Origin of the sequence: Hymenobacter nivis (assembly GCF_003149515.1) — a bacterium.
GTDB lineage: Bacteria > Bacteroidota > Bacteroidia > Cytophagales > Hymenobacteraceae > Hymenobacter > Hymenobacter nivis.
The window spans coordinates 1687042-1701056 of the sequence record NZ_CP029145.1 but is presented as its reverse complement, the minus strand read 5'-3'; the positions used below and the strand labels follow the sequence as shown (position 1 = coordinate 1701056).

General features: G+C 63.3%; 15 protein-coding genes. 8 read left to right on the top strand and 7 right to left on the bottom strand.

The features are described from left to right. Nucleotides 1–162: 162 nt before the first annotated feature. The 3 genes from DDQ68_RS07445 to DDQ68_RS07435 form a co-directional block, all read right to left on the bottom strand. Nucleotides 163–1614, bottom strand: a complete 1452-nt coding sequence (locus DDQ68_RS07445; RefSeq protein ID WP_109655732.1) for a DEAD/DEAH box helicase — start codon at nt 1612–1614, stop codon at nt 163–165. A gap of 21 nt (nt 1615–1635) precedes the next feature. Continuing rightward, complete coding sequence (locus DDQ68_RS07440; RefSeq protein ID WP_245897429.1) at nt 1636–2271, bottom strand: esterase-like activity of phytase family protein; 636 nt, start codon at nt 2269–2271, stop codon at nt 1636–1638. 113 nt (nt 2272–2384) lie between these two features. Then, on the bottom strand, nt 2385–3329 hold the full coding sequence (locus DDQ68_RS07435) for a YihY/virulence factor BrkB family protein (RefSeq protein ID WP_109655731.1): 945 nt from the start codon (nt 3327–3329) through the stop codon (nt 2385–2387). A gap of 107 nt (nt 3330–3436) precedes the next feature. Here DDQ68_RS07435 and DDQ68_RS07430 point away from each other — a divergent pair, with 107 nt between their 5' ends. Further along, the gene (locus DDQ68_RS07430; protein WP_109655730.1) at nt 3437–4000 is read left to right on the top strand and encodes a DUF2062 domain-containing protein; all 564 of its coding nucleotides are present in this window, start codon (nt 3437–3439) and stop codon (nt 3998–4000) included. On the opposite strand, the gene DDQ68_RS07425 is transcribed toward DDQ68_RS07430, so the two are convergent. The 3 genes from DDQ68_RS07425 to DDQ68_RS07415 form a co-directional block, all read right to left on the bottom strand. Then, on the bottom strand, nt 3978–4337 hold the full coding sequence (locus DDQ68_RS07425; RefSeq protein ID WP_109655729.1) for a VOC family protein: 360 nt from the start codon (nt 4335–4337) through the stop codon (nt 3978–3980). The genes DDQ68_RS07430 and DDQ68_RS07425 overlap by 23 nt on opposite strands. 84 nt (nt 4338–4421) lie before the next feature. Next, entirely contained in the window at nt 4422–5156 is a 735-nt protein-coding gene (locus tag DDQ68_RS07420; protein ID WP_109655728.1) for a YebC/PmpR family DNA-binding transcriptional regulator, read from the bottom strand. 159 nt (nt 5157–5315) lie between these two features. Further along, the gene (locus DDQ68_RS07415) at nt 5316–5903 is read right to left on the bottom strand and encodes a hypothetical protein (protein WP_109655727.1); all 588 of its coding nucleotides are present in this window, start codon (nt 5901–5903) and stop codon (nt 5316–5318) included. 320 nt (nt 5904–6223) lie between these two features. Here DDQ68_RS07415 and DDQ68_RS22665 point away from each other — a divergent pair, with 320 nt between their 5' ends. Beyond that, nucleotides 6224–6400, top strand: coding sequence for a hypothetical protein (locus DDQ68_RS22665; RefSeq protein ID WP_162549917.1), 177 nt, complete (start codon nt 6224–6226; stop codon nt 6398–6400). A 57-nt stretch (nt 6401–6457) separates the two neighbouring features. Here DDQ68_RS22665 and DDQ68_RS07405 read toward each other — a convergent pair whose 3' ends face one another. Beyond that, complete coding sequence (locus DDQ68_RS07405) at nt 6458–7030, bottom strand: MBL fold metallo-hydrolase (RefSeq protein ID WP_109655725.1); 573 nt, start codon at nt 7028–7030, stop codon at nt 6458–6460. A 551-nt stretch (nt 7031–7581) separates the two neighbouring features. On the opposite strand from DDQ68_RS07405, the gene DDQ68_RS07400 reads away from it, so the two are divergent. From DDQ68_RS07400 to DDQ68_RS07375, 6 genes are all read left to right on the top strand, one after another. Next, entirely contained in the window at nt 7582–9258 is a 1677-nt protein-coding gene (locus tag DDQ68_RS07400; RefSeq protein ID WP_109655724.1) for a GMC oxidoreductase, read from the top strand. 25 nt (nt 9259–9283) lie between these two features. Further along, the gene (locus DDQ68_RS07395) at nt 9284–9898 is read left to right on the top strand and encodes a gluconate 2-dehydrogenase subunit 3 family protein (RefSeq protein WP_109655723.1); all 615 of its coding nucleotides are present in this window, start codon (nt 9284–9286) and stop codon (nt 9896–9898) included. A 57-nt stretch (nt 9899–9955) separates the two neighbouring features. Then, the gene (locus DDQ68_RS07390) at nt 9956–11206 is read left to right on the top strand and encodes a nucleoside permease (protein WP_109655722.1); all 1251 of its coding nucleotides are present in this window, start codon (nt 9956–9958) and stop codon (nt 11204–11206) included. A 108-nt stretch (nt 11207–11314) separates the two neighbouring features. Beyond that, on the top strand, nt 11315–12466 hold the full coding sequence (locus tag DDQ68_RS07385; RefSeq protein WP_211320240.1) for a Gfo/Idh/MocA family protein: 1152 nt from the start codon (nt 11315–11317) through the stop codon (nt 12464–12466). Nucleotides 12467–12473: 7 nt separating this feature from the next. Next, nucleotides 12474–13526, top strand: a complete 1053-nt coding sequence (locus DDQ68_RS07380; RefSeq protein ID WP_109655720.1) for a sugar phosphate isomerase/epimerase family protein — start codon at nt 12474–12476, stop codon at nt 13524–13526. A gap of 13 nt (nt 13527–13539) precedes the next feature. After that, on the top strand, nt 13540–13965 hold the full coding sequence (locus tag DDQ68_RS07375) for a c-type cytochrome (RefSeq protein ID WP_109655719.1): 426 nt from the start codon (nt 13540–13542) through the stop codon (nt 13963–13965). The last annotated feature ends 50 nt before the right edge of the window (nt 13966–14015 follow it).

Here is a 14015-nt window from a genome sequence, read left to right as displayed (position 1 = left end):
TGTCAGGGCCCTGGCGCAAGTATGGGAGTAAAAGAACGGTCATGCTGAACGTAGTGAAGCATCTCTCCCGCTGACTAACCATTGATTACTGCTGCGGGAGAGATGCTTCACTACGTTCAGCATGACCGATAAAGGAAGCGTCTTGCTAATCTAAGCAGCCGCTTAGCGCACGATGGCCACCTTCACCTTTTTGCCTTTTACCTTGGCGTTCTGCATTTTGGCCAGCACGGCTTCGGCCTGGGCCTCGGGCACGGCTACGAAGCTGTAGTGCTCGTGCACCTCAATGCGGCCCACGGCGTCGCGCTCCAGGCCGCCCACGCTCACGAAGGCCCCCACTAGGTCGCCGGCGCTGATTTTCTCGCGCTTGCCGGCCGAAATGTGGAGCGATACCGTGCTGGGGCGCGGGGCCTTGGGCGCGGCGGTGGGCAGGGCGGGCGGAACCAGGCGGGCCCACTGCACGGTGGCGGTGGCGGGCCAGTTCTGCAGCTTGGCCTGCTCGGGGGGCGTCACGAGGAGGTGGGCGGTGCCCACGGCCCCGGCGCGGGCCGTGCGCCCGGCCCGGTGCTGGAAGGTGTCGGCCTGCTCGGGGGCGTCGTACTGCACCACCGTGTCCAGCTCGTCCACGTCGAGGCCGCGGGCCGCTACATCGGTGGCCACCAGGGCCGTGGCCGAGCCGTTGCGCAGCTTCATGAGGGCCTTGTCGCGCTCGGGCTGCATCATTTTGCCGTGTAGGGCCTCGGCGGCCACGCCCCGGCCGCGCAGGAAGCGGGTTAGCTCCTCCACCCGGTCGCGGGTGTTGGCGAAGATGAGCGAACGGCCCGCGTCGGGCTGGCTGATGACGTGGTACAGAGCGGCCGGTTTCTGGTCGGCGGCGCTTACCACGTGGCCGCGCAGCAGCAGGTTTTCGGGTAGGGTGGCGGCCCCGGTCGTGCCGGGGGCCCCGCCGCCGTCCACGTTCACCACCTTGGGCCGGGCCAGGTGTGAGCGCACGAGCGCCAGCACCTTGTCGGGCATGGTGGCCGAAAACAGCAGCGTCTGGCGGCGCTGGGGCAGGCGGCTCACAATGGTCGCCATTTCCTCCTGGAAGCCCAGGTCGAGCAGCTTATCGGCCTCATCCAACACCAACACCTTCAACTGGTTGGGCACGAAGGTGCGCTGCTCCAGGTGGTCGAGCAGGCGGCCGGGCGTGGCCACGATGACGTGGGGCATTTGGTTTTCCATCGCCTTGCGCTCGTCGCGCATGGGGTGGCCGCCGTAGTAGGAGGCGATGCGCAGGTTGGGGGTGGTTTTGCCGAGCTGGCGCAGGGCGTCGCGTACTTGCAGGGCCAGCTCGCGGGCGGGCACCAGCACAATCACCTGCACGGCGTTCTCGGCGGGGTCGAGGCGTTGGAGCAGGCCCAGGCCATAGGCGGCGGTTTTGCCCGAGCCGGTGGGGGCCTGGCCGGCCACGTCGTGCCCGCCCAGCACGAAGGGCAGCACGGCGGCCTGCACGGGCGTGGGCGCGGCCCAGCCCAGCTCCACCAGGGCGGCTTGCAGGGCGGGGGTCAAGTCGAAATCGGCGAAAGCGGCGGCGCGGGGCGCGGCGGGTTGGGCAGGCGTATCAGAAGTTTGCACCGCGCAAAGGTACGGCCGGGGCTACGGCAACACCTCAAAGGCCAGGAACTGATTAGCTTCGTTGGCGCTGAAGTTGTTGTCGGCCACGACGACTAGCGTGCGGTGGCCGTTGGGCAGCGGGGGGCCAAAGGCCAGCCCTTCGAGGTTATCGAGGCGCGAGGCCAGGGCCCCTAGGTCGGCCACGAGGCGCTTGCGCACCGGCCGGTAGGGGCCCCCGGCCAGGGCAAGGCGGGCGCGCATGTCGGTGGCCGCGCGGGTGTCCACGGCGTAAATCCGGGTTTGCACGCCCCCCACGGACGCGTAAAAGCACTCGATAGTTAGAACTCGTGGTCGTTCACGGCCACGAGTTTCTGACATCCGGTTGATGCGGCCCGGCTGAATAACGGGGTCCAGCACACAGGCATACTGGTAGAGCAGAGCCCCGGAGCGGGCGTCGAGCTGGCTAAGGCGGGGGGAGTAGGGCGCGCCGGCCGGGCCGCCGGGGGTGCGGGCCAGGCTCTCGTAAGTAGCGTTGCCCAGGGGCCCCCGGTCGGGCGCGCCAGTGAAGTGGAACTGCGGCAGCGCGGGCAGCGTGCGGTGGAAGGCCCCGGTGGTGTTCATCTCGCGCACAAACGGGTCGAGGCGCCGAGCCGGGTCGCCCTCGCTGGTCCAGTACAGGCCGGCGGTGGCGGGGTCGTAGCGAATTTTTGGCTTTTGAAACGGGGTAGAGACGCATCCTTGCGTCTCTACCCCATGCTGACAACCTTCTGAACAGCTCCAGTGGCAAAAACCTACCGGTCGTCCTCGTCGATGTTGACTAGCCGGTAGCGCACGGCCGATTTTTTGGGCTGGATGGGCAGGCCCAGGCGCACGGCGTAGACCTTGGTGAAGGCCGCGCCGAAGTAAAAAATCATCGCGCAATAAAACACGAACAGCAGCACCAGCACCAGCCCTGCCGCCGGGCCGTACACGGGCCCCAGGTCCCGGCTAACGAGCAGCTTACCGAGCACAATTTCGCCCAAGGTGATGAGCACGGCCGTGAGCAAGGCCCCATTGCGTACGGCTCGCCAGGGCACTTTGGCCAGGCTGAGGGTGCGGAAGGTGAGGCCGAACCACACGGCCAGAATGCCGAAGGCGGCCAGCGAGTTCAGGGCCCGCACCACGTAGTAGGCCAGCGTAGTATCGAAGTCGCGGATGCTGTCGGCGAACAGGCCCAGCGCCGCGTCGGTGCTGAAGGCCAGCACCGCTAGGGCCCCCGTGGCCAGCAGCACGCCGCCCGAGCGCAGCCGCTCGCGCAGGGCCACGGCCAGCGGCCCGCTACGGCGCCGCGGCCGGATTTGCCACAGCTGGTTCAGCGAGTGTTGGATGATGGTGAAGAGCGTAGTGGCGACGAATACCAGGAAGGCAAAGCCCGCCCACGTCACGAGTCGGGTGCGGCGCGGATCGACTACGTTGCTGAGAATCTGCTCGATGAGGCCGGTGGCGGCCTGCCCCAGCACGTTGCTGAGCTTGCCCAGCAGCATGGCGCGCACCAGCGACGTGGGGTAGAGGGCCCGCAGCAGCTGGATGAGGATGATGAGGATGGGCGGCAGGGCAAACGAGGTAAAGAACGCCGTGGCGGCTCCCAGGCGCAGGGGGTCGTTGGCGGCCAGCTCGCGGGCGGCGTGGCGCAGCAGCAGCGGTAGCTCGCGGTACCAGGGGCCCGGCTGGTGGACGGGCAAAAAAGTTTGTGGCATGGGGCCCGGGCGGCGAAAAAACGGCCCCGCCCGTAAGGGTACGCGGGGCGTCGGCGAAGATAAGCGCCGCCGGCCCGCCTTGGTTTCGCTAAAGTTTAGCTTTGGATATGACCGTTGTTTTTTCCTCGCCTGCCCCGCCCCCACCGGAGGGCCCCGCGGCCCGGCCCGGCTGGCTGCGCCGGGTGCTGCTTGACCCGCTGCTGAACCTGCTGAAAGCGGGCCTCTCGCCGGGCCAACTGGCCCTCACGGTGGGTCTGGGCGCGGCCCTGGGCGTGGCCCCCACGTTTGGCCTCACCACCCTCATTGCCACCGGCGTGGCCCTGCGCCTGCGCCTGAACGTGGCCGCCTTGCAGCTCGTGTGCCACCTGCTCACGCCGGTGCAGCTGCTGTTGCTGCTGCCCCTGTTGCGCTATGGCGGCGAGCTGCTGGGGCAGGGCAACGCGCTGTCCCGATTCACCCTCAGTCAGTTGCAGTACCAGGTGCGCCACGAGCCGCTGGCCCTGCTGCGCCTGCTGTGGCGGGCCGAGCTAGGGGGCCTGCTCATTTGGGCGGTGGCGGCAGTGCCGGTAGTAGCGCTGCTGTACTTCGGGCTCCGGCCGGTATTTCGGCGCGTGGTGCGCAAGCAAGAAGCCGCCGAGGCACTAACGGTTACGTCGGTTGCTGAACAATAACGTACACTTGCGAGGCATCAAGCAGCGCAAATTCCAGCAGGCCCCACGGCTTCTGCGTTACGTGGTTGCCGTTGGGGTGCAACAGGTCCGGCGCGGCGCGCTGCACTTCGGTGAAAAGCGCGTGGATGTCATCGGTTTCGAGGCGAAGCTGGGATCGGTCGAGGGCGGCGTTTTGCACCAAGTGAAGCTCCACCGCGTCTTTGCCTAAGATGCAGAAAGGCTGCGCGCCGCCCAGTTCTTCATAGCGTAATGCAAAGCCAAGGCCCTGCTCAAACAACGCTTGGTCAACCGCCAAATCGGCGTAGGAGATGTTCGGAATGAGCTTGGTAAGTGCCATGGCGACGAAAGAAACGGTGGAAACACATGGGTCATCGGGTAGCTCAGGCCGGTACCAATTGCCGGTCGCCGTGCGCGGGCCGGTTTAGCCCATTGTGTGGTATACGGCCTGCACGTCCTCGTCTTCCTCAAACTTTTCGATGAGCTTTTCGACTTCCTCGGCTTGCTCGTCGTTCAGGGCCACGGTGGTGTTGGGCACGCGCTGGAGGGTAGCACTCACCACGTTCAGGCCCCTGGCTTCGAGGGCTTTCTGCATCTGGCCGAAGTCGGTGAAGGCGGTTTCGACCACCATGTAGGCGTGCTCGGCGCCGTGCTCGTCCTCTTCTTGGGTTTCGTATACGTCCTCGGCGCCCACGTCAATCAGGTCCAGTTCCAGTTCGTCGCGGTCAAGCCCGGCGGCGGCCAGCTTGAACACGCCCTTGCGGGTGAAGGTGTAGTCGGAGCTGCCCGCCGTGCCTAGGGCCCCGCTGTTGCGGTTAAAGTAGAGGCGCACGTTGCTCACGGTGCGGGTGGGGTTGTCGGTGGCGGTTTCCACCACAATGGCGATGCCGTGGGGGCCGTAGCCTTCGTACACAACTTCTTGGTAGTCTTTTTCTTCGCGGCTGCTGGCGCGCTTGATGGCGGCTTCCACGCGGTCCTTGGGCATGTTCACGCCCTTGCCGTTCTGGATGGCGGTGCGCAGGCGGGCATTGCCGTCAGGGTTGGGGCCGCCCTCTTTCACGGCCATCACGATTTCCTTGCCGATGCGGGTGAAGTCTTTCGACATCCGGTCCCAGCGCTTCATTTTGCGGCCTTTCCGAAATTCAAATGCGCGTCCCATTTTTTCAATTAACAGTTAACAAGTATCATTTAATCGTCCGGGCCCGGGGTGGGAGTGGGGCCCCGAACGGGGGCGCAAGTTACGCCGCCCGGGAGCGGGCCGGCAACCGGAGGCCCGGGCTACTACCGCCGCTTCAGAACCGCCCGGGGCCCCCGGCCGCTAGTGTCGCTTCGGGGCGGGCCGGGGCCCTGGGGCAGCGTCAGCCACCAGCTCGTACACGCCCCGGTTGCCGGGCGGGTAGCCGGCAATGGTGATGGTGAGGCGGCGCGTGCGGGCGTCGAGGCGGTAGGTGCCGCGCTGCACGTCGAAGCCCTGGGCGTCGGTGAAGGCGAAGCGGATGCTGTCGCCGCGCACCGTGCATTGGCCGTGTTGCACGAACTCGCGGGCTCCGTTGGGCCCCGTGATGCGCAGGCGCTTGTCGTAGGCCCCGGTTGGAAACAGGGTGAGCGTGCCGGCCACGCCGGCCACGCGGGTGGGCGGGTCGCCGTCAGTGTGGTCGTACACGGTATAGGCCACGTAGCGATAGGTGGCGTAGAGGGCCGCCCGGGGCCCTGTTTTGGCCGGGCGCGTGGGTTGGGCTTGCCCGATACCGGGCCATAGCAGGGCCCCCAGCAGCAGGGCCACGCCCCACCCGCGGGGCCCCCACGGCTTGCTTTTGCAAACTAGGTACTCTAACCAGGCCCGGTTTGCTTGGCAGGGATTGGCCCAGCTGGCGCGAATGCGCGGGTTAGTTTCTTTCGGTGTCATGCAAAAAATGCGCGGTGGCGGGTAGCTATTTACGCCGGCAAAGTACGGGGCGGGCCGCCCGGGGGCTGTGCTACGGCGGCGCCCAGCGCAGCTTCCAAAGCAGTATGCAGTTAGTACGAAAGGATGGCAGAACGGGGTGGCACTCCGTTTTACGTCCGCCCGGAAACGGAGTGCCACTCCGTTCTACAGCACCGGGCGCACCGGCCCGTAAGTTACCCTGGCGGCGGCGTAGCAGCAGCCAGGCTGCCGCGCCCGGCAGTACGCCTGCGGCCAGCGCGGCGGCCTGGCGGGGCAGCTGGTCGGGTACAGGCGGGGGGCAGGTGCTCCACGCCGCTGGCGTTGGTGCGGGCGGCCTCGTGGATGTAGCGGCCGTGGGCCGGCACCGGGTAGTGGGCCGCCAGCTGGGCCAGCCCGGCCGCTGCCTGGGGCCCCTGGATAACCGGCCCGTGGCCACAGCCAATAGCGGCCGGGCTCAGCGCTGCCAGCGCCTGCACTGAGCGCTCAGCCGCTGCCCAGTCGTAATTAAAAGGTGTGCCGGCGCGGCTGATTTTGGGCTATTCTAGCAGCACCGCTGGCACCGAATCGTGGTCGGTAGTGGCGAAGGCGTCGCCCCCCAAAAGCGTGCGTTCGGCATCACGGAAGAGCGAAATTTGGTCCGGGGCGTGGCCCGGCACGTGTAGCCAACGCCAACCCATCAAAAAGGGCACGGCGTCGGTATCCAGCGGTAGCTCCTGCACCACGTCGCGCAGGTCGGGCAGCTGCGTCGGGAAAAACCGGCTCATAAACGCCAACGAGCCGCCCACGGTGGGGTCGCGCGGCGGATGCAGTGCCTGGGCTGTCACGTAGGGCCGCTCCAGGGAGTGCACCAGCACTGGCACGTGCCAGCCGGTAGTAAGTTCCAGGGCCGCGCCCAGGTGGTCGAGGTGGCCGTGGGTAAGCACGATGGCCTGGGGCCCCACTCCGGGCCCATACAGTTCGGCGGCGGCGGCGGCGCGAATAGCTCTTTCACTGCCGGGCAGGCCAGTATCCACCAGTACCCAGTCGCCGGGCGTGCCGGCGTCCACAAAGTACACGTTTACAAAGCGCTGGATGCGCAACTGGGTGACGCCGGCGGCTACAGTATCCATGAAGAAGGTAGAATCGGGAGGGGGAAGGAAATGCCCAGTCACACGGCAGGTTTAGCCGACAAGGTTCGTTGCGCGGGCTGTGGGACGGCTGGGCTCCTGGGCAAGGAGCGCCCCATGGCCTGGGGCAAACCCAGACGTGGCGGCGGCGTAAGGCTCAAACCAACTAGTACTCGACAGCTTAATTTCGAGGTGTTATATTTCTCTAAAACCTAGGTTAATCAAGCACTTGCTTGTACAGTTTATTACTTGAAATTATGCTGCTGGAGCACTAGGTCATAATCCCATCAGTTTAGTGGGCTCCTACCAATCCAAGATCGGCTCGCGTAGACGGCATAACGTACCATAAAAAACTGCTTTGGTACCGTTGCTGCCGGTAGAAGTTAGAAATACTCGTTACATTACCAGTTCTAAACTCGTGCAATGGTTTGCGATGGATAGCTGAGCAGTGTTAACTGCTTGATTAGGCAGCAGAAGAATCTCATTATTCTGAATATCCATTGATTTTAGCAGTCTCTGCAACATCAACCCACCCATTATTCAGCAGCAGCTTCATGGAAAAAAATACGTATGATGCCATCGTCATCGGATCGGGAATTTCGGGCGGCTGGGCAGCTAAGGAATTGACCGAAAAAGGGTTGAAAACCATTATGCTCGAGCGTGGTGAAAACATCGAGCACATTAAGGACTACGTCAATGCCAACAAGGCCCCCTGGGAATTTCCGCACCGCGGCGGCAAAACCCAGAAGATGATTGCCGAGTACCCGGTGCTGGGCCGCGACTACACCCTGAACGAAGCCAACCTAAACTACTGGGTCAACGAGCAGGACAGCCCCTACGTGGAGGTGAAGCCCTTCGATTGGTTCCGGGGCTACCACGTGGGCGGCCGCTCGCTGATGTGGGGCCGGCAATCGTACCGCCTAAGCGATTTTGACTTTGCGGCCAATGCAAACGATGGCGTTGCTGTGGACTGGCCCATTCGCTACAAAGACCTGGCACCCTGGTACTCCTATGTGGAGAAGTTTGCCGGCATCAGCGGCAACCGCGACGGGCTGCCGCAGCTGCCCGACGGCGACTTCATGCCGCCCATGGAGATGAACATCGTGGAGAAGGACGTGGCGGCCCGCATCAAAAAGAATTACGAGCACCGGCGCATGATCATCGGCCGCACGGCCAACATCACGCGCCCGCACCACAACCGCACCAACTGCCAGTACCGCAACAAGTGCTGGCTGGGCTGCCCGTTTGGGGCTTACTTCAGCACGCAGTCGGCCACGCTGCCCGCGGCCGTGGCCACCGGCAACCTTACGTTGCGCCCGTTTTCCATCGTCACCAAAATCCTCTACGACAAGGATACCAAGCGCGCCAAGGGTGTGGAGGTGCTCGATGCCGAAACCAACCAGACCTACGAGTACTTTGCTAAAGTCGTGTTCCTGAACGCCTCGACCCTGAATTCGGCCTGGGTGCTGATGAACTCGGCCACCGACGTGTGGCCTGAGGGCCTGGGCAGCAGCAGCGGCGAGCTGGGCCACAACCTGATGGACCACCACTTCCGGGCGGGGGCCCATGGCGACGCCGATGGCTACGAGGACAAGTACGTGTACGGGCGGCGCGCCAACGGCATTTACGTGCCCCGCTACCGCAACCTGTTCGGCGACAAGCGCGATTACATCCGCGGGTTTGGCTACCAGGGCAGCGCCGGCCGTGAGGGCTGGAGCCGCGAAATTCCGGAGATGAGCATCGGCGGCGAGTTCAAGGACGCCCTCACCGAGCCCGGCAAGTGGACGATGGGCATGACGGGATTCGGCGAAACCCTGCCCTACCACGACAACCGCGCCTACCTTGACAAAACCAAGAAGGACAAGTGGGGCCTGCCGGTGCTGGCCATCGACGCCTACACCCGCGAAAACGAGAAGAAGATGCGCGTCGACATGATGGCCGACGCCCAGGAAATGCTGGAAAAAGCGGGCCTGAAAAATGTGAAAACCTATGATAACGGCTATGTGCTAGGCGGCGGCATCCACGAGATGGGCACCGCCCGCATGGGCCGCGACCCCAAAACGTCGGTGCTTAACCAGTACAACCAAGTATGGGACGCGCCCAACGTGTACGTGACCGACGGCTCGGCCATGACCTCGGCGGCCTGCCAAAACCCCTCGCTGACCTACATGGCCCTCACAGCCCGGGCCGTGGACCACGCCGTGAGCGAACTCAAAAAACAAAACATCTAGGAACCGACCACTTCAGCTCCGTTTTATGGACCGCAGAAATGCCATTGCCCGCGTAGCCCTGTTGATGGGCGGCACCGTTATCGGCGCCGATATGTTTCTGAGCAGCTGCTCCTCGCCCGGCAAGCCGGCCGCGGAGGCCGGCGCCGGCGCCGGGGCCCCCCTGGCCAGAATGCCCGACCTGGACGTGGACCAGATTCGCCTGCTCGACGAGGTAGGCGACACCATTTTGCCTACTACTGCCGCCTCGCCGGGGGCCAAAGCGGCCCGCATTGGGCGCTTCATGAACGTGATGGTGCGCGACTGCTACACCCCCGCCGACCAGAAGATTTTCACGGATGGCATCGTGAAGCTCAGCGAGGCGTGCAATAAACAGTACAGCAAGAGCTTCCTGGCCTGCGACGCCGCCGAGCGCACCGCCCTGCTGACCGCCCTGGACAAAGAGCAAAAGGAGTACGCCGCCGCCCAACCCGAAAAGGGAGCCCCCAGCCACTATTTCCGCATGATGAAGCAGCTGACTTTGCTCGGCTACTTCACCTCCGAAGTAGGCGCCACCAAGGCCCTGCGCTACCTGCCCATCCCCGGGCGCTACGACGGCAACGTGCCCTACAAAAAAGGCGACAAGGCCTGGGCCACGTCCTGATTTCGTCCCGCCCCGCCGGGGCCCTATTACTTTTTCCTTTACCCCCTTTTCTGGCCTATGACCGCTACCATCCGCTTTAAGCTGTCGCTGATGATGTTCCTGGAGTTTTTCATCTGGGGGGCCTGGTTCGTGACGCTGGGGACGTATTTGCTGCGCAACCTGCACACGTCTGGCGTGCAGGTGGGTGTGGCGTTCCTCACCCAGTCCATCGGGGCCATCGTCGCGCCCTTCGTCATTGGGCTGATTGCGGACCGGTTTTTTTCGGCGCAGAAAATCCTGGGGGTGCTGCATTTGGCAGGGGCCGTGCTGCTGTGGCAGGCGGCCGGCGCTGCTGATTTCGGGGCCTTTTATCCCTACATCCTCATTTACATGATTTTGTATATGCCCACGCTGGCGTTGGTTAACTCCATCTCCTTTCGGCAAATGCAAAACCCGCAGCAGGAGTTTGCCAACATCCGGGTGCTGGGCACCGTGGGTTGGATTGTAGCGGGCCTCACCATCGCCCAGTTCGGCTGGGAAGCCAGCGGCACGCTGGGCCTCACCCTGAAGATGGCGGCCGGCGCGTCGGCCTTGCTCGGGGCGTTTAGCTTCTTGCTGCCCGCCACACCTCCAATTAAAAAGGAGGGCCCCACCACCGTGGGCGACCTGCTGGGCCTGGACGCCATCCGGCTCCTGAAAAACCGCTCGTACCTGGTGTTTTTTCTGGCTTCGGTGGCCATCTGCGTGCCGCTCTCCTTTTACTACGGCTTCACCAACCCGTTCCTGAACGAGGTGGGCATGAAGTCGGCCGCCGGCGTGCAGAGCTTGGGCCAGGTATCGGAGGTGCTGTTTATGCTGCTGATACCGGTGTTTTTTGCCCGGCTGGGTGTGAAGAAAATGCTGGCCATCGGCATGGCTGCCTGGGTGGTGCGCTACATTTTCTTTGCCTACGGCAACGTCGATAGCACCTACTGGATGCTGATTGCGGGCATTGTGCTGCATGGCATCTGCTACGATTTCTTCTTTGTGACGGGCCAGATTTACACCGATAACTTGGCCGGCGAGCAGTCGAAGAGCGCCGCCCAGGGCTTCATCACGCTGGCCACCTACGGGGTGGGCATGCTGATTGGCTCGCTGCTGTCGGGTCAGATTGTGGACGCTAATCAGCTCACCGCCAGCCTGCACGACTGGCGTACCGTCTGGCTGATCCCAGCCGCCATTGCGGCGGGCGTGCTAGTGGTGTTCCTCCTGCTGTTTAAGGACCGCAACGCCCCCGTGACCGCCGAGGTAATCAGCTACGCCGAGGCCAACGCACGCCTGGAGGTGTAAAGGAGTTGTTTAGAAAGACTTTAGAACGTCATGCTTCAACAAGCTCAGCATGACGTTCTAAAGTCTTTCTAAACAACCTTAGCAAGTATTTAACCCACATACTAACGCATGAAATTACGATTGGGCATGATTGGCGGCGGGCAAGGGGCCTTCATTGGGGCCGTTCACCGCATTGCTGCTTCCCTCGATGGCTTATATGAGCTCACGGCTGGCGCTTTCAGCAGCGACGCGGCTAAATCACAGGCTACCGGCGTGCTGCTGGGCCTGGTCCCCGGCCGGGTATACGGCTCCTACGAAGAACTGATTACCCGGGAAAAACAGCTAACAGCGGCCGAGCGGGTGCAGGTCATTTCAATCGTCACGCCTAACTACCTGCACTTTGCGCCGGCCAAAATGGCCTTGGAAAACGGCTTCGATGTCATTCTTGACAAGCCGATGACGTTCTCGCTGGCCGAGGCCAAGCAACTGCAAGCCGTGGCCGAAGCCAGCGGCCGGCTGCTGTGCCTCACCCATACCTATACCGGCTACCCGATGGTGAAGGAGGCCCGGCAGATACTAGCTGCCGGCACCCTGGGGCCCATCCGCAAAGCCTACGTAGAATATCCGCAGGGCTGGCTCAGCAGCTTCGAGGAGGGCGGTGCCAACAAGCAGGCAGCCTGGCGCACCGACCCCGCCCGCAGTGGCGTGGCCGGGGCAATGGGCGACATTGGTACCCACGCCTTTAACCTGTTGGAGTACGTGACGGGCCTGCACGTGACGCGCCTGTGCGCCGACATTAACACGGTGGTGCCCGGCCGGCAGCTCGACGACGACGGCGCCGTGCTGTTGAAGTTGTCTAACGGTGCCAGCGCCGTGCTCATGGCCTCCCAGATTGCGGCCGGCGAGGAAAACAACGTCCGCATCCGTGTCTACGGTGATCAGGGGGGCCTGGAGTGGCAGCAAGTAGACGCCAACACGCTGCAAGTGAAGTGGCTGGACCGGCCCACCGAAATTCGGCGTACTGGCACCGGCTACGTCGGCTCCTTTGCCCAGCACAACACCCGCGTGCCCGCCGGCCACCCCGAAGGCTACCTGGAAGCCTTCGCCAACCTCTACCGCAACTTCGCCCTGAGCCTGCAAGCGCGCGACGCCGGCACAACCGCTTCGCCCGAAGCCCTTGACTACCCGAGTATTGCCGACGGCGTGCGCGGCATGGCGTTTATTGAGAACGTCATCGCCTCGGGTAAGTCGGACAAAAAATGGACCGAATTCACCGTTTGACCTGCTTATGACTACCCTCCAGGGCCCCGCCATTTTCCTGGCCCAATTTATCGGCGACGAAGCCCCGTTCAACAGCCTGGAATCCATCTGCGGCTGGGCCGCCGGCCTTGGCTACAAAGGCATTCAAATGCCTACGCTCGACGCGCGCTTCATTGACCTGCAAAAGGCGGCCGAAAGCAAAACCTACGCCGACGAAATCAAGGGCATCGTGAACGCGGCGGGCCTGGAAATCACCGAGTTGTCTACGCACTTGCAGGGCCAGCTGGTGGCCGTGAACCCGGCTTACGATAAACTGTTCGACGGCTTTGCGCCGGAGGCGTACCGCAACAACCCCGCCGCGCGGCAGCAGTGGGCTGTGCAGCAGGTGAAATACGCCGCGCAGGCCTCGCAAAACCTGGGCCTCAAGGCGCACGCCACCTTCAGCGGGGCTCTGCTCTGGCCGATGGTCTATCCCTGGCCCCAGCGCCCGGCCGGCTTAGTCGACGAAGGCTTTACTGAATTAGCCCGTCGCTGGACGCCCATTCTGGACGAGTTTGACCGCTGCGGCGTGGACTTGTGCTATGAGGTGCACGCCGGTGAGGACCTGCACGACGGCATCACTTACGAGATGTTCCTGGACAAGGTGCACCATCACCCACGCGCCTGCCTACTCTACGACCCCTCGCACTTCGTGCTGCAATGCCTTGATTACCTGGAGTACATCGACATCTACCACGAGCGGATCAAGATGTTTCACGTCAAGGACGCCGAGTTCAATCCCACCGGCCGCCAGGGCGTATACGGCGGCTACCAGAGCTGGCTCGACCGGGCCGGTCGCTTTCGCTCGCTGGGCGACGGGCAGGTGGATTTCAAAGCCATTTTCAGTAAAATGGCTCAGTATGACTTCGCCGGTTGGGCCGTGCTGGAGTGGGAATGTGCCCTCAAAAACTCGGAGGACGGGGCCCGCGAAGGGGCCCAATTCATCCGCGACCACATCATTCGGGTCACCGATAAGGCGTTTGATGACTTCGCTAATACCGCCACCGACCCGGAATTCAATAAAACTCTGTTAGGCTTGTAATTTCTTGCGTCCAATGAAAAAAATTGCCTTACTGCTCAGCAGCTGCGCCCTGCTAGCCGCTTGCGAATCAGCGCCAAAAACCAACGAAACTGCCGCTACCGAGCCCGCCGCCGGCAGCGGGGCCCCCACCGCCGTGCCAGCCACCGGCGACGCGCTTGGGGCCCCCGGTGCCGATCTGGCCAGCGCCGCGCCGGGCGCTAAATTAATTGCGGCCTCCGACTGCGCCGGGTGCCACAAAGAGCACGACAAAGTGGTGGGACCCGCCTACGCCGCCATTGCCGAAAAATACAAGCCTACTGAGGCCAACATTGCTATGCTGGCGAACAAAATAATCACAGGTGGCAAAGGCAATTGGGGCGAAATACCCATGACAGCGCACCCAGGCCTGTCGGTAGCCGATGCGCAGGAAATGACCAAGTATATTTTGAGCATAAAATAATTATTTGGCACAATTGCTGAATAGTCAGCGAAAATTCTCGCGCCGCGAAG